The following is an 18,245-nucleotide window of genomic DNA, read 5'->3' as shown; positions in this document are numbered from 1 at the left end:
AAAAAAGGCGGTGATAAACTCATGTTTATCACCGCCTGAATATATTTTTGTACACCTTGCTACACCTAGTCCCTATTGGGATGGTTTAAAATATGGTCCTCCCAATTGACTACTTCAATTTCATAAACCACCTTGTTGCGCACGCTTTCTCCGGCAGCGTGCATGGCGGATTTTGAGCCAGTAATCAGTGGATGCCACTCTGGAAGAGGCTGTTTTTCTGCTAGCAGGCGGTAGGCGCAGGTGTGGGGCAACCAAGTAAAATCATCGATATCATCACGAGTCAGCTTAGTGCACTCTTCACCTGATGAAAAACGGTTGGGGTAATCTTTACACGAACACGTTTTACTGTTTAGCCAACTACAAGCCACATTGGTGTAATAGATTTCTTCTGTGTCTTCATCCATGAGTTTATGTAGGCAACACTTACCGCAACCGTCACAAAGTGCTTCCCACTCTTGTTCGGTCATTTGTTCGAGAGATTTACTTTCCCAAAATGGCAGGCTCATAAACATTATTTAGATATTGGACAAAGGGAGGGCTTTATACCGCTATGGCTGGAAAAGTGCAAGTGAGAAGATCTAAAATCTCATGGCATCTGACTCGCTATGCTGGGTGATTTATTGGCCATTTTTGCCATGATACCCCTGCTTTAAAAACTGGGCCTTATACTCACCATTAAGATGAACAAGGGTACCTTTCAAGCGGTCAAGATAGTATTCTTGTTTCTTGTTGCCATGCTCGAATTTTAGCGTTGCACCATCGAACGTAAAATGAGTACTGATAAGGTCACCGTTCCAATATACACCATCGTTAGATACCTTAAGTCGGTTGGCAGAATAACTGGCGACATTGGCTTCTCGCCATGTACCTAACAATTCTTTACGAGCAAGTTTGTTTTCATGATCAATTACGGAATGTACTCCAATACCAATCATGATCACACCGCACAAGCCTAAAGCGATAACAGCAATACCTAAAGGCTTTGTCCAAAAACTGCTTCCACTACTCATCGTACTACAGTCCCGATTTTTGCTTAATTCAAACGCTTGACACGTTCCCCTAATCGATAAGTTTAGTGGAACAATTGCATAACTAACAAATATATTACTATTTGTCTTTGTATTGGCTAATATTGGCCATTTTTCTTAGTATTACTAGGCGGCGAGCTGGCTAAAAAATTAAATGTGGAAAGAGTGATTTAAACACCTAAAGATGCTTTCGCAGATAAATGTTGCTAGAATCGCGGTCTCAATTTATCGAGGACATCGGATATGGATTGCAGACTGGGCTGTGGAGCTTGTTGTATCGCTCCAAGCATTTCTTCTCCTATACCGGGTATGCCCAATGGCAAACCCGCTGGGGCTCGCTGCATTCAACTGAATAAAGACAACTTATGCAGCTTATTCGGTCGTCCAGAACGCCCAAAAGTTTGTCATGACTTTAAGCCGTGTCCTGTTGTCTGTGGCTCAACGAATCAAGAAGCGATTGACAACATAACCCAACTTGAAGCGCTTACCTAAACAGCCGTTTATTTAAAACGGCTCAGGCGACGAACAATAGAGCACTTAAGCGCTCTGATGTTTACAGTTAAAGAACAATTCTATCGGCGAGATGGCTTACCGCTAAAGCAAAGTAATATGACCGATTCCATTTCATCAATACGTTGTAGTTATTGTAAACCAAATAAACACGCCCATTCGCATCATCTGGTGCAATCAACCAAGCCTTTATATCTTTATCTAACTTAGGCAGTGGACGTCCATCATAGCGAGTGATTCCCAGTCGACTCCACTCCTGTAGATACTTACCTTTTTCCTCACCACGCCCTTGAATACTAGTATCAAAACCTTTGGGTAACTTAACTTGACGGCCCCAAGTGTGCTCATTTGTCCACCCTGATTGACTTAAGTAATTGGCCGCAGAGGCAAACACATCCGCTTCATTATCCCAAATGTCTTTTTTTCCATCGCCGCTACCATCAGCCGCAAAGGAAAGAAATGAACTTGGCATAAACTGGCACTGCCCCATTGCACCCGCCCAAGAACCTTTCATGTTTTCTGGCTTGATGTGCCCTTCATCCAAAATGGTCAGTGCGGCCATCGTTTCCTTTCGGAAAAACTCTTCACGACGACCGTCATACGCCATCGTCGATAACGCATCAATAACACTGTAGTTGCCAGTGAAAGTACCAAAGTTACTCTCTATACCCCAAAGTGCCACGATGAAACGCGGCTGCACACCATATTGTTCACCGACCTTTTCAAGGGCTTTCTTGTGCTTTGTATAGAGTTCTTTTGCCTGCTTAACTTTCCAATCAGGTACCGCTTTGGGGATATATTCATCCAAGGTCAGCCGCTTTTCCGGCTGATTGCGATCGGCAGTGACCGCTCTTGGTTTATAGGTCACATTGGCAAAGGCGGCATCGATTGTCTGCTCAGAGATGCCTTTGCTACGTGCCTCGTTTTTTAACCCTTCGACATATTGCTCAAAACTCTGATCATTGGCCCAAACAGAGCTTGCAATCGTCGCACCTAGTATGACTGACAATAATTTTTTCACATTGCCCTCCTTGAGCAACATTATGATATTCAGGCAACTTCCCTATTATAGTTGAGAGAAGTTAGTCTGGTTGCTGGCGTGCTTTTTGTTGTTTGTATTCTTGCAACAGATCCTTTGGTGGTGGCGGTAATTGAAGAAAAAAGCCATCCTCTTTTAACGATTGAAGCACTTTATCTATATCAACTTGAGCCAACTTTCGGCCATCCAAATTCACCATCATTACCATGATAGGTTTGCCAAACATTTGCATCAATGTGTCAGGGACTTGTGAAAAATCACCTTTCTTTGGAATATATAAGTATGCGCCTTCTTTTTTACTACTTTTGTAAATTGCACAAAGCATGGACAGCCTTTTGTCTATCTGAATTAATATTACGTCAATGTTTCGCTAATTTTGAGAGCAAAACACTCAATTGGGCACAAGAGATCTTGCTGTGCTTATTGCGGGAATATAACATGATACCCCTAGTCTCAGGCAACGCCCTTACGAGGTTCCCAAACAAGATGTCGAATTCACCTGATCTGAAAGGAAGTAGCTTTACTTTATCAGTTTTGCACCTTTCTGATAACCATGTTGAAAACACAATTCAGTTTCTTAGTGATAAAGTTGAGCAAGCGCCGGCTTTCTTTGCCCATGCTCCTATTGTCATCAATATTTCAAAAGTGACTGGTGACATTGATTTCCCACGTCTCAAACATGGTATCGCTCAAGCAGGCATGATTCCGGTCGGCGTGACAGGCTGTAGAGACAAACGTACCCAAAACTTCGCGTCACAAGCTGACTTCGCCATTATGTCTGCCAGCAAGTCACCATCTCAAGCACCTGTGACTATGGCACCAACCAAAATCGTCCGTACACCCGTACGTTCGGGCCAGCAAATATACGCAAAAGATAGCGACTTAGTCGTACTAAACCATGTCAGCGAAGGGGCGGAAGTCATCGCAGATGGGTCAATATATATTCATGGCACATTGCGCGGCCGCGCAATTGCAGGCGCGAGTGGTAACACTGGTGCCGTCATCATCTGTGAAAAACTCAATGCCGAATTAATGTCAATTGCTGGACATTATTGGCTTACCGAGCAATTTTCAGCAGATTATTGGCAGAAAAAAGTTATGTTCAGTTTAGAGAATGGCTCGCTTAAATTCGAGTCGTTGACAGTTTAAGAAAATAAGGAACAAATAATGGCTCGCATTATTGTTGTCACATCAGGTAAAGGTGGTGTAGGCAAAACTACATCAAGCGCTGCAATTGCTTCAGGCCTTGCCCTGAAAGGTAAAAAAACCGCTGTTATCGACTTTGATATTGGCCTTCGAAATCTTGATTTAATTATGGGCTGTGAGCGCCGCGTGGTGTATGACTTTGTCAATGTCATCAATGGTGAGGCCACTCTTAATCAAGCGCTCATCAAAGATAAACGTACTGATAATTTGTTTATCTTACCGGCATCCCAAACACGTGATAAAGATGCTTTAACCAAAGAAGGGGTTCGGCGCATACTTGATGAGCTCGATGAAATGGGCTTTGATTTTATCATTTGTGACTCTCCTGCGGGTATAGAGCAAGGCGCTTTGATGGCGCTCTACTTTGCCGATGAAGCGATTGTCACCACCAATCCTGAAGTCTCATCAGTAAGAGACTCAGACCGAATTCTCGGTATTCTTGATTCTAAATCTCGCCGCGCAGAAGAAGGGCTAGAGCCTGTAAGACAGCACCTACTGCTGACTCGCTATAATCCAGCTCGGGTTACACAAGGTGAAATGTTGAGTGTCGAAGACGTAGAAGAAATTCTGCATATTTCTCTGCTTGGGGTAATTCCAGAAAGCCAAGCGGTGCTTAATGCCTCAAATAAAGGTGTACCTGTGATTTTTGACAATGAGACAGACGCAGGAATGGCCTATGATGATACTGTAGAGCGCCTATTAGGTTCTCAAGTCGACTTCCGCTTTTTAACTGAGCAGAAGAAAGGTATCTTCAAGCGACTATTCGGAGGCTAAATGTCATTACTTGAATTTTTCCGACCACAAAAGAAAACCTCTGCCAATTTAGCCAAAGAGCGCTTGCAAATCATTGTCGCAGAGCGTCGCAGCCAAAGCGATCCTGCGCCATCCTACCTGCCGCAACTTAAAGAAGACATTCTAAAAGTCATTGCAAAGTACGTTGCCGTTGACCCATCCATGGTCGACTTATCTTTTGAACACAAAGATGACGATATTTCCGTCTTAGAGCTTAACGTCAAGCTCCCAGATGATGAGAAATAGTCATAAGGGTTAGCATTTTCTGCTAACCCTTTGTTTGGTCTTTTGGGCTAAAACACTCATTCAGAAAAGTACCAAATAATACTAGTCGCAAAATAACTTACCAAACCTCGAGATAGTTAATGCCTTCTTTTAAGCTTGTGCCTCTTTTCAAGCATGAACAAGGCAAATCGAACTCTACTTCCACCTAACTAGCTGTTCTATAAAAAGTCCCCGAAAACGTATTCACTTTTCACCTTTTTTCTCTGGTTCAGATTTAAGCGAAAGTGATAATTTAATCTTTAACGTTAGAGCTTGAAGTACCTTGCTAATCACACAACACACAACATGATTTTTCACTATATAGAATTGGAGTATAAAACTGTGCCCGTAGGTAATACCATTCACAAAGCCCCTAGTTTGTCCAACGAAGGAATAAATAAAACCGACCTAAATGAGGCCAAAAGGTCTCTTTCCGAACAAATCAAAAATATTGAACAAAAGGCATTCAGTCAATATGACACATTGAAGAATGAAAAAAAGAGCACTTTCTCATGGTTAAAAGATCTCAAGAGCATCTCCGAAAAACATGGTGATAACAGTATAGTTCGTTTTAAAAATGGCCAGTTCAAGTATGGTAAATCGAGTAGCAAGTTAAAGAGACTGTTTAATATTGACAAAACTAGAATCAAGTCTGAACGTCAAGAAGCCGCGACTAGATTAAGCAAACTAACAAGCGCCAAAGAGGAGTCTGCTACCTCCAAAGGGTTAACCAATGCAATTGAAAAACATTTAGGTACTTTAGAACATAAGCTTGAAACAAGTTTAGACAAATTAGATGATCTAGAGCAACAGTTAGACTCTGTTAGAAATGAACACCTAAAAGCTATAAACGAGCAGTGGGACAGTATTCCACTACCCCAAAATGATTCAAAACCAAAGAAAGTGAGGTTTGGCGATGTAAAGGAAGTGACGTTTGACGAGCGCGCACCGATCGCACCTAAAAAGCAAGTAACCAAAGGATCGACCACCCATTCTAAAGCTAATCAAAGCGACCAAGCTCAAGCATCCCCATTGGATAAATTGCTGGGCAAACAACGTCAACTTCAAAGCAAGATTGATGCTTGTCGTGATAATACCGATTTTCGTGGTGAGCGCGCAGCAAAAATGTATGAAAAGGAATTAAAGTTAGTAAACCAACAGCTTAGCGCGCTGTCAAAACAGCAGCAAAGATCTCGCGGAACAAGTATTGCAACTCGAGGGACAACAGCATCTAGAGCACAAAAAATAACAGAGTTATCAAATCACATTGCTCAGCTCAAAAGAGAGAAAGCTGATTGCGAAAATTCTGGTTATAAAAACGCGGATCGTGAAGCAAGACTGGTTGAGTCTAAGATAAAGCAAGTAGAATCAGAACTGGAAGCACTCCTTAATGCGTAGTAATGATTCAGATTAAATCTCATTTTACAATTTGAAATAAAAAGCCCTTACCTTCACTGCTAAAGTCAAAGTAAGGGCTTTCTTTAACAAAAAACAACCAAAGATTGCCCACCGTTAACAAGTCTGTTAGCTTAGAGCCATGAACACAAAAACTACTCCAGCCACTTCCCATGCTTTTACCACAAGCATGATGATGAACATGCCTTCACAGCGAATGCTGCGAGGGATGGTCTGCGTGTTCTAAATTTATCAATCACTGCATCACCATTCCCTAATACACGGTTGGGAAGGTGGTAAAACCAAGTGATATCTGGCCTCTCTTTTCAACCTTAGTATTGAAAAACAAGGAGATAGGCCAATGAATACCAACCATAGTTTTAAGCTAAATTTATCTAAATCATCAAAAATAGAGTTTATTACGACCCCGATATTTTACGCCAACGGAGAGCCACACTTAGGTCACGCCTACACTAGCATTATCGCTGATATTTTTTGTCGATATGAGCGCCTTTCACAGACGGATATCGGCTGCCAACTCATCACAGGCACTGACGAACATGGCCAAAAAATTGCCTCAGCAGCTCTGTCAAATAATCTCCCAGCGCAAGATTTTGTCGATACCCTTTCACAAAGTTTTCAAGTGTTATGGCCAAAGCTTGCAATTGAACCTGATACTTTTATCCGCACCACAGATACCCAGCACAAATTAAACATCCAACATATTTGGCAGCGGCTCGAGCAGCAAGGAGATATCTATCTTGGGCACTATTCTGGACACTATTGCATTGCGTGCGAACAGTTTTATCCTGAAAAAGACCTGCTCGATGGCGCATGCTGCCCAGTCCATAAGCGCAAAGTAATTTTCAGTCAGGAGGAAACCTACCTATTTCGCCTCGAGAAATATCGTGAAGCACTGATTGAATACTACCAATCGAACCATGGCTGTATTGAGCCTGCTCATTATCAGCAAAGCTTAATCGAGCAACTAAAGTCAGCACCACTCGACGATTTGTCTGTGTCTCGGATTAATAACAAGTGGGGCATCCAAGTACCAAGTAATCCAAACCATACGGTATATGTTTGGATTGATGCGCTGTTTAGTTACCTTAGCGCAATACAGAACTGTGGTGGCAGTACGCATACTCTTACCCATACACAACACGTAATCGGTAAAGATATCCTCCTGTTTCATGCGGTATACTGGCCTGCATTTTTATTGGCTTTGGATATCCCATTACCACAAAAACTGATAGTACATGGCTGGTGGACCATTGGCGGCGAGAAAATATCTAAGTCCAATCCTGACACCACGGTGAATCCCAGCGTCTTTTCTGAGAAACTGACTTGCGATGGGCTGCGTTACGCACTTGTACGTCACAAGCCGCTGCATCGAGACGGCAATTTAGTCCTCGATGAGTTTGCCCAAACCATTAATGCCGATCTGCTCAATAACCTCGCCAATCTCGTCAAACGCAACCACACACTGATCACCAAGAACTTTGCTGGCGAAATCAAACTCGCTGAAATTTCTCTGCTTGATCAAGAGAGCCTTGCTTGCATCAACAAGGTTATTCCAATGCTTGAGAACACTATTAACGCGTATCAAACTCGTGATCTTAACCGCGTGGCCAAAGTGATAAATTCAGCACTGGCCGAGCTAAATGGTTTCTTCCACCAAAGAGCACCGTGGCTGGTGAACAAAGAGCAACCCGAAGTCAAAGCGAAACAAACCTGCCTAGTGGTGAGTAATCTTGTTCGTGAGCTTGTTTGGTTACTCTCGCCCATCACACCCGCACTTTGTCAGACCATCATCGAAGAAAAAGGTACCCCCTCATCATCTCTCTTTGAGCATCATGCTTTGATCTTAAAAGATGCAGTGGCACTTTCTGCTAATAGTCACTGGCAAAAGATATAGACGATAAAAAGCCCCAGACTTTCATCTGGGGCTTGGTTTTTCCCGATAGTTAGGTTGGTTCGTGCTAGCGAAAACCTATCTCATATCTCATAACCCATACCTACTTATGCGTTAGTTTTGCTTTTTTTGGCTTTAGGCGCTGCCTTTTGATCGGCTTTTTTCTTAATTACGGTCGTGCCTTCGAAGGTTTCACCTTCTACAAACGCTTTACCATAGTAAGAATCCAGCAGTACCGCTTTAAGCTCACTGATCAATGGGTAACGAGGGTTCGCACCAGTACATTGGTCATCAAATGCTTCAACCGCAAGCTCGTCCAGTTTAGCCACAAAGTCTGCTTCAGCTACCCCTGCTGCCTGAATAGACATTGGGATGTCCAAATTCACTTTTAGCTCATCCAGCCAAGCCAGTAAACGCTCAATCTTCTGAGCCGTGCGATCGCCCTCTTGGCTTAGTCCTAGGTGATCGGCTACCTCTGCATAACGGCGACGAGCTTGTGGTCGGTCGTATTGAGAGAAAGCGGTTTGCTTGGTTGGGTTATCATTGGCGTTGTAACGGACCACGTTAGAAATCAGCAATGCGTTAGCCAAACCATGTGGTAAGTGGAACTCAGCACCAATTTTGTGCGCCATTGAGTGACAAACACCAAGGAAAGCATTCGCAAAAGCGATACCTGCAATGGTTGCAGCATTGTGTACTTTCTCACGAGCAATCGGGTCATTGGCACCATTTGCATAGCTTGATGGTAGATATTCTTTGAGCATCTTAAGAGCTTGCAGCGCTTGACCATCTGAATATTCGTTGGCAAGAACTGACACATAAGCTTCCAAAGCGTGAGTCACTGCATCATAGCCACCAAACGCAGTCAGTGATTTAGGCATGTTCATCACTAAGTTAGCATCTACGATCGCCATGTTTGGCGTAATTTCGTAATCTGCTAATGGGTACTTAGCACCTGTTTTATCGTCAGTGACCACCGCAAATGGTGTCACTTCTGAACCTGTGCCAGACGTTGTCGTGATACAAACAAGCTCGGCTTTTTGACCCATTTTAGGGAACTTGTAGATACGCTTACGAATGTCCATAAAGCGCATGGCAAGTTCTTCGAAGTGTGTATCTGGGTGTTCATACATTACCCACATGATCTTCGCCGCATCCATTGGCGAGCCGCCACCGAGTGCGATAATGGTGTCAGGTTGGAAGCTCTTCATTGCTTCAGCGCCTTTTTCAACCACAGAAAGCGTAGGGTCTGCTTCTACATCAAAGAATGTTTGTACTTCCATGCCTTGCGCTTTTAATAAGCTCACAACATCATCCGCGTAACCGTTGTTAAATAGGAAACGGTCTGTGACTAGGAAAGCGCGTTTTTTACCTTCTAAATCACTCAAAGCAATAGGAAGGCTACCACGACGGAAGTAGATAGACTTAGGTAGTTTATGCCACAACATGTTTTCAGCTCGCTTGGCTACAGTTTTCTTGTTGATTAGGTGTTTAGGACCGACATTCTCTGAAATAGAGTTACCACCCCAAGAACCACAACCAAGAGTTAGAGAAGGGGCAACATTAAAGTTGTACAAATCACCGATACCGCCGTGAGTGGTCGGGATGTTGATCAAAATACGCGCCGTTTTAAGCTTGTCACCAAAATAACGAATACGATCTGCATTGGTATCTTGGTTAGTATATAGACCAGAGGTATGACCGATACCACCAATTTCTACCATGGTTACCGCTTGAGCGACAGCATCTTCAAAGTTATCCGCACGGAATAGGCCTAACGTTGGCGAGAGCTTCTCATGAGCAAAAGCATCATCGTATGACACTTTACCAAGGCCTTCACCAACAAGTACTTTGGTATCAGCTGGCACAGAAACGCCTGCCATTTCCGCGATTGCTGGCGCAGGCTGGCCCACTATTTTAGCATTCAACGCACCTTCGATAAGAAGAACGCCACGAACTTTCTCTGCTTCAGCCTTAGAAAGAACGTACGCTTTGTGAGAAGTAAAACGTGCTTTCACTTCATCATAAACTTCATCAACGACGATGGCAGCTTGCTCTGAAGCACAAACAACGCCGTTATCAAATGTTTTGGACATCAAGATTGATGCAACGGCACGTTTAATATCAGCAGTTTCATCGATAACAACAGGAACATTACCTGCACCTACGCCGATTGCAGGTTTACCAGACGAGTAGGCTGCTTTCACCATGCCTGGGCCACCTGTTGCAAGAATAAGAGCAATATCATCGTGCTTCATAAGAGCATTAGAAAGCTCAACAGATGGCTGATCAATCCAGCCGATAATGTCTTTCGGTGCACCTGCTGCTACCGCTGCCTCTAGAACGAGTTTAGCCGCATCATTGGTTGAGTTCTTCGCTCTTGGGTGAGGCGAGAAGATGATGCCGTTGCGAGTTTTAAGAGAAATAAGAGACTTGAATATTGCCGTTGACGTTGGGTTTGTTGTCGGCACAATACCACAGATAATCCCAACAGGTTCAGCAATGGTCATAGTGCCAAGATTGTCATCTTGTTCAAGGATGCCACAGGTTTTTTCGTCTTTGTACTTGTTGTAGATAAACTCAGAGGCAAAGTGGTTTTTTATTACTTTATCTTCAACGATACCCATACCAGACTCTTCAACCGCTTGCTGAGCCAGCGGGATACGTGCTTGGTTTGCGGCGAGAGAGGCAGCACGAAAAATCTTATCGACTTGCTCCTGAGTGTATGTTGCGAACTCTTGCTGCGCTTTTTTAACACGCGCAACCATTGCATCAAGTTCAGCCATATTAGTGACAGGCATAGGGAATCTCCTAAATTAACAAATTGTAAAAACTCTTTATTAACAAAACTTAGCGACCTCATAGTGTGTCTATCTGTCAGCTTCTTTAGTAAATAGCTTTCACGACTGATTATATTATTTCAGTCAGTGAAAAAAATTGACCCAGATCAGTTAGGTAGAACTATTTGATGGCTGGCAGCAAAAGAAACGCCAAACAACCAAAAAGCCACATATTTACTATGGCTTAACTCATTCACCAAACTGCACAAAACATTTACAACTTATGTCATGCAGCTGCTATTTCATCAAAAAGCTGTAAATAAATTTCAGTTCGAAAAATGTTAGTTACATGCACACCATAAATGACGTGTTACATGAACACATTTGTCTCATGCTATAAATCTGTAGACTAGCACAAATTGTGAACGTCAATGACCAAATGTTAATAATCATATAAATCGGTTAACATACAACCTGCCTTAGAAGTAGCCAAGTCGATATTTTTGCCAATAATTAGCTTTTTTCACTCGTGACTCCGTTCAATTTCAACTATATTCCGCATGTTACAGTCAGTTAACTTTTCTTTTGTTTAGGCACCCGTAATGCAAACATTCGAATTCGCGATTTTTTTACAGTTCTTTCTTGGCTTAGTTGCCGCAGTCAACCCAGTCGGCATCATGCCCGTTTTTGTTTCTCTCACTGGTCATATGACTGCAGAAGAAAAACACAAAACAGCCACCACAGCGAATCTGGCCGTCGCTATTATATTGATTATTTCGCTCTTGGCAGGCCAACTTCTGCTGGATATGTTTAGTATTTCATTGGATTCATTTCGTGTTGCTGGTGGTTTGCTTTTGCTTAGCATCGCGTTTTCAATGATGAGTGGTAAATTGGGTGAAGATAAGCAAAACAAGCAGGAAAAATCAGAATATGTAAGCCGCGAGCAGATAGGTGTCGTACCTCTAGCCATGCCGCTTATGGCAGGACCTGGTGCCATAAGCTCTACTATTGTTTACGGTGCTCGATACCCGACGGCGATTGACACTGTTGGTATCAGTATTACTGTGGGTTTATTTTGTTTTTGCTCTTGGCTGCTGTTTCGCTCTGCCCCACTGATCGTGCGTTTTTTGGGGCAAACTGGCATTAACGTCATCACCCGTATCATGGGTTTAATACTTGGTGCATTAGGCATTGAATTTATCGCCAATGGACTGAGAAACTTATTTCCCGGATTGGCTTAAGAATACTGATACAGGTATGATTGGCACTACTGATTAAAAGGTAGTTCTCTCATGCCACGCCACGCTTTAAAACACTATTTGTATATCATTATCTTCGGCACGCACACCAAAGCTGGGCGTGCCTTTGATATTGCTCTTATCATTGCCATTTTGTCATCTCTTGCGGTGCTGGTACTTGAGTCAGTACCAAGTATTGCCATGCAGTGGAAAACTGAATTGCGATATCTAGAGTATGCCTTTACCGCTTTGTTTAGTATCGAGTACTTACTGAGGCTATATTGTTCGCCCAAACCAATCGCCTACGCAAAAAGCTTTTACGGAGTGATTGATCTCTTAGCCATTTTGCCCACTTACCTCGCCTTTTTCTTCCCTGGTGCATCCTTTATGGGTGTTATTCGCTTGCTGCGGGTAATGCGAATCTTCAGGGTGTTAAAGCTGGTACGCTATCTACAAGATTCAAATATTTTATTGCGCTCACTACTTATGGCTCGCAGAAAAATACTGATCTTTTTCAGCACAGTCGGAATACTTGTGACTATTTTTGGCTCGCTCATTTTTGTCATTGAAGGACCAAATAATGGCTTTACCAGTATCCCAAAAAGTATTTACTGGGCCATCGTCACTATTACGACGGTTGGCTATGGCGATATCGTGCCTCAAACTCATTTAGGAAAAGCGCTAGCCTCACTTACCATGCTATTGGGCTACTCAATTCTTGCTGTACCCACCGGCATTATCACAGCAGAATTGAACAAAGAAATGAATGCGCATAAAGAGTTGGTTAAATGTCCCAACTGTAATCGTGCAGGACATGATTCCGATGCCATGCATTGCAAGCACTGCGGCAGTGAGCTGGCTGATCCCGACAAGCGAATTGTCAAAGCATAGTGCAAAAGAAAAGGGCTGACATTGCGCCAGCCCTCCTAGTAAACAGTTATTAGCTGATTAAGCTTTCTCCGCCAAAATAATACGCAGTGTCCGGCGTAGAGGCTCTGCCGCTCCCCATAGTAACTGATCACCCACGGTGAACGCGTTAAGGAAATCATCTCCCATCGCCATCTTGCGTAATCGACCGACAGGGATAGACAACGTACCTGTGACTTTTGCTGGGGTCAGCTCTTGAGCGGTAATATCACGCTCATTTGGAATGACTTTAACCCAATCGTTATGAGTAGCAATCATTTCCTCAATTTCATCCATAGGCACGTTTTGCTTTAACTTGATAGCCAGTGCCTGTGAGTGGCAACGCATGGCTCCTATGCGAACGCATGTTCCATCAATAGGCACTGGAGAATCTTGAAAGCCCAAAATTTTATTCGCTTCAACGCCTGCTTTCCATTCTTCTTTGCTTTGACCGTTATCACGCTTAACATCAATCCAAGGGATAAGAGAACCCGCAAGTGGCACACCAAACTTATCGGTTGGGAAAGAGTCACAACGCATGATATCCGCTACTCGCTTATCAATATCAAGAATGGAGCTCGAAGGATTCGCCAGTTCAGAACTCACTGAGTCATTAATCACACCCATTTGCGAAATAAGCTCACGCATGTTCTGAGCGCCAGCACCAGAAGCCGCTTGATAAGTCATAGCACTCGCCCACTCAACCAAGCCTTTTTCAAACAAACCACCTAAGCCCATAAGCATAAGGCTTACGGTGCAGTTACCACCAACAAAGGTAGTCGTACCTTGGTGAATCCCTTGCTGGATCTGGGTATGATTCACTGGATCTAAAGTAATGATTGAGTCCGATGCCATACGTAATGTTGACGCAGCATCAATCCAATATCCTTTCCAACCCGCTTTGCGTAGCTCAGGATACACTTTCTCTGTATAACTGCCACCTTGACATGTCACAACAGCATCAAGCTGCTTCAAACTTTCAATATCGTAAGCATCTTGCAATAACCCAGCTTCTCCTCCGATTTGGCGATCGGAAAACACAGGAGCTGGAATGCCAACTTGAGATGTGCTGTAAAATACCGGCTCAATATGGTCAAAATCGTTTTCTTCTACCATGCGCTGCATAAGTACTGAACCAACCATGCCTCGCCAGCCGACTAAACCTACTCTCATTTCTCAACTCTCCGTGTGTAAAATTAAATTTGGGGAACGAGTCAATATTTCAATTTTCCAAGCAAAATCTCAAGCGAAATTTGATCTATTTCTGTTTATTTTTCTGACTTTGTAAGTTTCTGGGCTAAAAACCACATAGCCTAGTTCAAGCTTTGGACATAAGCGATGAAGATTTACATCAAAACCAACAAAACCACAACCCAATGAAAACAATTCACTTACAATTAATAATAAAAATAATAACGAAATTCAATATATTTAACCAAGTATAAATAGTTCAATAGATTTAAATCACATCAGAGTGGTATTTATTCGAAATAATATTCCAGCTAATGTAAAGTGCTCACCAAATAAAAATGAGTAAGTACTCTCAATGCGTTCCCAAAATAGCTCAAAAGGGACCTATGAGACATAACACATACAAGAGGCTCTGCATGACGCAACTCACTCCCCGTTTGCCTAGTTTGATGCAAGTAATTGTTGCATTAGGTCTATTCTTACTAATGGCTTTTTCGTTTACCGCTCAATTAGATTTGCCTATTCAGTTGGCTCTCTATATTGGTTGGTTCGTTATTATGGCTCTTGGCATCAGGCTAGGCCACCAATATAAAGATCTTGAAAAAGCGGCGCTCGACGGTATTTCTAACGGCCTTGGCGCAGTATTGATCCTGCTGGCCGTTGGTGCTTTAGTTGGCACTTGGATCTCAGGAGGTATCGTACCCACGATTATTTATTACGGCCTGAAAGCCATTCACCCATCTATCTTCCTTCTGGCAACTATGGTGATCTGTTCTCTTACGGCATTGGCAACAGGAACATCTTGGGGAGCAGCAGGTACAGCGGGTATAGCCATGATGGGAATAGGCCAAGGCTTAGGTGTTCCAGCCCCTATTACAGCCGGTGCCGTATTGTCAGGCTGTTACTTTGGCGACAAGATGTCACCGCTATCAGATTCTGTCATTCTGGCTTCATCTATGTCAAACGTTGAAGTGATGGAGCATATCAAAGGCATGCTGCCTATCGCACTTATCAGCTATGTCATCACTGGTATCATGTTTACTGTATTTGGCTTTCACTACGCCGGCAATGTAGATATGACACAAGTGCAATCTGTTATCGAGGCAATGGATAATCAATTTTACATTACCCCTTATTCGTTTGTTCCTGTTGTCATCGTGCTAGGTTTACTTGCGATGCGTATGCCTTCATTCCCGGTCATAAGCTTTGGTTCTCTACTGGGTATTATATGGGCAGTCATGATTCAAGATGTCGACTTCCTACAAGCCTTTAATACTGCATGGGCACCTTTTCACATCGAATCAGGTGTAGGCTTCATTGACTCCATTCTCAATCGAGGAGGGATGTCCTCCATGCTGGGTTCTGTCGCTGTAATTGTGTTTGGTTTGGGGTTTGGTGGATTGCTGGATAAAGTCGGCGTGCTAGAAACCATTGCAAAACTGTTTGAACGCCGCGTCCAGAATGCAGGCTCTTTGGCAACCAGCACTATAGGTACCGCTTTCTTAGGTAATGTTTTTGGTTCGGCTATGTATGTATCTTTGATTTTGACGCCCAAAATATGCGCCAAGAACTACGACCGCCTAGGATACAAACGCAAGAACTTATCTAGAAACGCTGAGTTTGGAGGTACGCTCACCTCAGGAATGGTACCTTGGAGTGACAACGGCATTTATATGGCAAGCATTCTTGGTGTCGCTACACTGTCTTATGCCCCTTTCATGTGGTTAAGCTTTGTATGTATTTTGGTGACTATAGTTACGTCTTACATGGGTTGGTTCATTGATAAATGTGAGCCGAACAGCACTAATAGCATCGATGCTAATGGTGAATTGACCCAACAGCGCGCTTAGTCACGTTCAACCAGATAAGTGCTGCAATTGCGCTTATCTGGCGCTTCATCTCAAACTTCTGACATACGCCTTCCCAAGGCTCTTCAATCATCACCCATCATCATTTAGGCTTGAAGAATCTTGCTTGCATTAAATATGCGTACCCATTATTCCATTGAGGTAAACTTCTATGCATATTGTCGATCGGTTAAAGGTATATCGTTTTCATCGTAATCGGTGTCATAGTGGACAAAACCTCAATCACAAGATGCAAGGCTGGTCAACTGAGGAAGAGCAAAGGATTCGTTTTAACGCCATCGCCAATAGTGCTGAGTTTTCACATAAACGCGTACTCGATTTGGGTTGTGGTTTGGGAGAGCTGTATGATTACCTCAGTCAAAGAGACCACCTAACTTTTTATCTCGGCATTGATCAACACTGGTTATTTCTTAGGAAGGCCAAAAAACGTATCGGCACATCTCGATGCCGCTTTAGATTTGCTGACATTAGCCGTACTTCTCTACCTGACTTCGACATCATTGTCGCCAGTGGTTCACTGAATTACCGAACGCGTCAAACGGACTATTTGGAGTGTATGATAGCCCGCATGTACGATGCGGCGAGAGAAGCTATCATTTTCAACCTACTAGATAAAAACGTTTTTAGTGAGTCTAATCTTCTCCAAGCTTACGATAAAGAAACCGTTGTCTCATATTGTCGTACACTCACACCGAACGTGACTCTTATTGATAATTACTCGGCCAGCGATTTTACGATAGTGTTAAAGAAAACCAACACTGCCGGATAGTGTTAGTCAACTTTTTCTTGCTGGCTAAGAAAGGTTTGTGCTTCATTAATCGCCTTATCCAAGCGCACCTTCAGCTCCGCAAGAAGCTCTGTCAATGAGCCCGACCCCTCTTTGAGCGCCTGCTCTACGTTCCCTGCTGCAATACGTAACCTCTTCGCTCCTAGGTTTCCCCCGACGCCTTTAAGGCTATGTGCTTTGCGTAAGGCTTCTTCAGGTGAGTTATGCAACATTTCGGCAATTTTTTCAGCATCTCCAGTATGATCATCGACAAATACCTGAAGTAGCATGCAGACGGAGTCATGGTCATTACCAAGTGACTCCAACATGACATCCAAATCAATCTCTGGTTCATTATTATTTGTTGGTGCGCTATTGACTAAAGGTATACCTTCACTCTTATTGGCAGTTTCCAAGTCCTGATATTGGCTGACTTGTTCATCAAGGTGTTCAGGTACCTGTTCTTCTGGCTCAAGTGTTCTTTGCTCTGCTTGGCCAGCCGCCACACGATAATTCACACCGATTAAGGCCAATAAACATAGTCCACTTAACACTAACCCACCGAAAACCAACTGGTTTTGCTGGGAATGAAATTCATTTTCGACCAAAGCAATTTGAGAATAGATCGAGTTATCCATGATCTTTTCGATCGCATAATTGCCTTGAGCATAACTACTCAATAGAGCCGATGTTTTCGATAGCAAATGCTGTAAATGCTTTTTCTGTAACTTAGGCAGTGTTTCAGACTGAACATAGATCTGGTCTATTTCCCTAAACACTTGCGGGTTCGATTGATTAGAACTAAACAACGCGGCCAATACGTTCATACCGAGCTCAGCATAATAATTCGACAATTGACTGTCTTTTTGATACTTGGCACGTAATGCTTGGATTTGGTCCACTAAGGCCACCAGTTCAAGTTCATTGTCCAAAAATGCCTTCATTTGCTCAATAAAACGATCTGTTGTATACAAGAGTTGTCCCATATCCAGCGTTAGCCAGTTTTGCTCGTAGGATGCAGCCATTTGTAAGCGCAACGCATGGATCACTTGAAGCTTTAATGCTTGATCTTGAGTCTGGCTAGTTCGGTAAGAAGGCTCTTGGAACATGCCATATTTAATCTCATCAATACTGTTGCTTAGCTCGCTCACCTGACTCATTGTGACCACACTCGAGCGATAAGCAAACATCAAGGTTGCTATCCCCAAAATCCAAATCACAACAACACACCAAGCTAGCTTGAGCGACTTACCTTCCATACCCAGATCTTCTTCGAATAAACTGCATAATTACAAGCATATACGTAAAGCGCAAGAATAGTAGGCCAAAGTCACGATTTCTTCGACC

General features: G+C 43.1%; 17 protein-coding genes. 10 read left to right on the top strand and 7 right to left on the bottom strand.

What is annotated here, in order from left to right; all coding sequences use genetic code 11:
• Window positions 1-65 precede the first annotated feature (65 nt).
• On the bottom strand, window positions 66-506 hold the full coding sequence (locus tag QQK21_RS07230; protein WP_284191528.1) for a YcgN family cysteine cluster protein: 441 nt from the start codon (window positions 504-506) through the stop codon (window positions 66-68).
• A gap of 111 nt (window positions 507-617) precedes the next feature.
• Complete coding sequence (locus tag QQK21_RS07225) at window positions 618-1,010, bottom strand: DUF2850 domain-containing protein (protein ID WP_284191527.1); 393 nt, start codon at window positions 1,008-1,010, stop codon at window positions 618-620.
• A gap of 261 nt (window positions 1,011-1,271) precedes the next feature.
• Here QQK21_RS07225 and QQK21_RS07220 point away from each other — a divergent pair, with 261 nt between their 5' ends.
• Window positions 1,272-1,520 carry a YkgJ family cysteine cluster protein gene (locus QQK21_RS07220; protein WP_284191526.1) on the top strand — a complete coding sequence of 83 codons (249 nt, stop codon included), beginning with the start codon at window positions 1,272-1,274 and terminating at the stop codon, window positions 1,518-1,520.
• Between the two features lie 67 nt (window positions 1,521-1,587).
• Here QQK21_RS07220 and QQK21_RS07215 read toward each other — a convergent pair whose 3' ends face one another.
• Both QQK21_RS07215 and QQK21_RS07210 read right to left on the bottom strand, forming a co-directional pair.
• The gene (locus QQK21_RS07215; RefSeq protein WP_284191525.1) at window positions 1,588-2,559 is read right to left on the bottom strand and encodes a lytic murein transglycosylase; all 972 of its coding nucleotides are present in this window, start codon (window positions 2,557-2,559) and stop codon (window positions 1,588-1,590) included.
• 61 nt (window positions 2,560-2,620) lie between these two features.
• Window positions 2,621-2,902 carry a YcgL domain-containing protein gene (locus QQK21_RS07210; RefSeq protein ID WP_284191524.1) on the bottom strand — a complete coding sequence of 94 codons (282 nt, stop codon included), beginning with the start codon at window positions 2,900-2,902 and terminating at the stop codon, window positions 2,621-2,623.
• A 161-nt stretch (window positions 2,903-3,063) separates the two neighbouring features.
• Between QQK21_RS07210 and minC the strand changes: the two genes are divergently transcribed.
• From minC to metG, 5 genes are all read left to right on the top strand, one after another.
• On the top strand, window positions 3,064-3,726 hold the full coding sequence (gene minC / locus QQK21_RS07205) for a septum site-determining protein MinC (RefSeq protein ID WP_284191523.1): 663 nt from the start codon (window positions 3,064-3,066) through the stop codon (window positions 3,724-3,726).
• Between the two features lie 18 nt (window positions 3,727-3,744).
• Window positions 3,745-4,557: a septum site-determining protein MinD gene (gene minD, locus QQK21_RS07200; RefSeq protein WP_284191522.1), complete on the top strand. Its 813-nt coding sequence runs from the start codon at window positions 3,745-3,747 to the stop codon at window positions 4,555-4,557.
• Complete coding sequence (gene minE, locus QQK21_RS07195) at window positions 4,558-4,821, top strand: cell division topological specificity factor MinE (protein WP_284191521.1); 264 nt, start codon at window positions 4,558-4,560, stop codon at window positions 4,819-4,821. It begins immediately after the preceding gene.
• Window positions 4,822-5,181: 360 nt separating this feature from the next.
• A complete protein-coding gene (locus QQK21_RS07190) occupies window positions 5,182-6,237 on the top strand; it encodes a hypothetical protein (protein ID WP_284191520.1) in 1,056 nt (351 codons plus the stop codon).
• Window positions 6,238-6,595: 358 nt separating this feature from the next.
• Window positions 6,596-8,152 (top strand): methionine--tRNA ligase, encoded by a 1,557-nt coding sequence (metG, locus tag QQK21_RS07185; protein WP_284191519.1) that lies wholly within the window; start codon window positions 6,596-6,598, stop codon window positions 8,150-8,152.
• A gap of 104 nt (window positions 8,153-8,256) precedes the next feature.
• Here the strand turns inward: metG and adhE are convergent, their stop codons facing one another.
• The gene (gene adhE, locus QQK21_RS07180) at window positions 8,257-10,950 is read right to left on the bottom strand and encodes a bifunctional acetaldehyde-CoA/alcohol dehydrogenase (protein WP_284191518.1); all 2,694 of its coding nucleotides are present in this window, start codon (window positions 10,948-10,950) and stop codon (window positions 8,257-8,259) included.
• A gap of 581 nt (window positions 10,951-11,531) precedes the next feature.
• Between adhE and QQK21_RS07175 the strand changes: the two genes are divergently transcribed.
• Window positions 11,532-12,170 carry a YchE family NAAT transporter gene (locus QQK21_RS07175; RefSeq protein ID WP_284191517.1) on the top strand — a complete coding sequence of 213 codons (639 nt, stop codon included), beginning with the start codon at window positions 11,532-11,534 and terminating at the stop codon, window positions 12,168-12,170.
• A gap of 51 nt (window positions 12,171-12,221) precedes the next feature.
• The gene (locus QQK21_RS07170; protein ID WP_284191516.1) at window positions 12,222-13,058 is read left to right on the top strand and encodes an ion transporter; all 837 of its coding nucleotides are present in this window, start codon (window positions 12,222-12,224) and stop codon (window positions 13,056-13,058) included.
• Between the two features lie 57 nt (window positions 13,059-13,115).
• Here the strand turns inward: QQK21_RS07170 and asd are convergent, their stop codons facing one another.
• On the bottom strand, window positions 13,116-14,246 hold the full coding sequence (asd, locus tag QQK21_RS07165; RefSeq protein WP_284191515.1) for an aspartate-semialdehyde dehydrogenase: 1,131 nt from the start codon (window positions 14,244-14,246) through the stop codon (window positions 13,116-13,118).
• 434 nt (window positions 14,247-14,680) lie between these two features.
• Here asd and nhaC point away from each other — a divergent pair, with 434 nt between their 5' ends.
• The gene (gene nhaC / locus QQK21_RS07160) at window positions 14,681-16,114 is read left to right on the top strand and encodes a Na+/H+ antiporter NhaC (RefSeq protein WP_284191514.1); all 1,434 of its coding nucleotides are present in this window, start codon (window positions 14,681-14,683) and stop codon (window positions 16,112-16,114) included.
• Window positions 16,115-16,283: 169 nt separating this feature from the next.
• Window positions 16,284-16,901: a class I SAM-dependent methyltransferase gene (locus tag QQK21_RS07155; protein WP_284191513.1), complete on the top strand. Its 618-nt coding sequence runs from the start codon at window positions 16,284-16,286 to the stop codon at window positions 16,899-16,901.
• 2 nt (window positions 16,902-16,903) lie between these two features.
• Here QQK21_RS07155 and QQK21_RS07150 read toward each other — a convergent pair whose 3' ends face one another.
• The gene (locus tag QQK21_RS07150) at window positions 16,904-18,157 is read right to left on the bottom strand and encodes an Hpt domain-containing protein (RefSeq protein ID WP_284191512.1); all 1,254 of its coding nucleotides are present in this window, start codon (window positions 18,155-18,157) and stop codon (window positions 16,904-16,906) included.
• Window positions 18,158-18,245: the final 88 nt, after the last annotated feature.

Origin of the sequence: Vibrio zhanjiangensis (assembly GCF_030161235.1) — a bacterium.
In the GTDB taxonomy this organism is placed as follows: Bacteria; Pseudomonadota; Gammaproteobacteria; order Enterobacterales; family Vibrionaceae; genus Vibrio; species Vibrio zhanjiangensis.
This window is presented reverse-complemented; position numbering and strand designations above follow the sequence as displayed.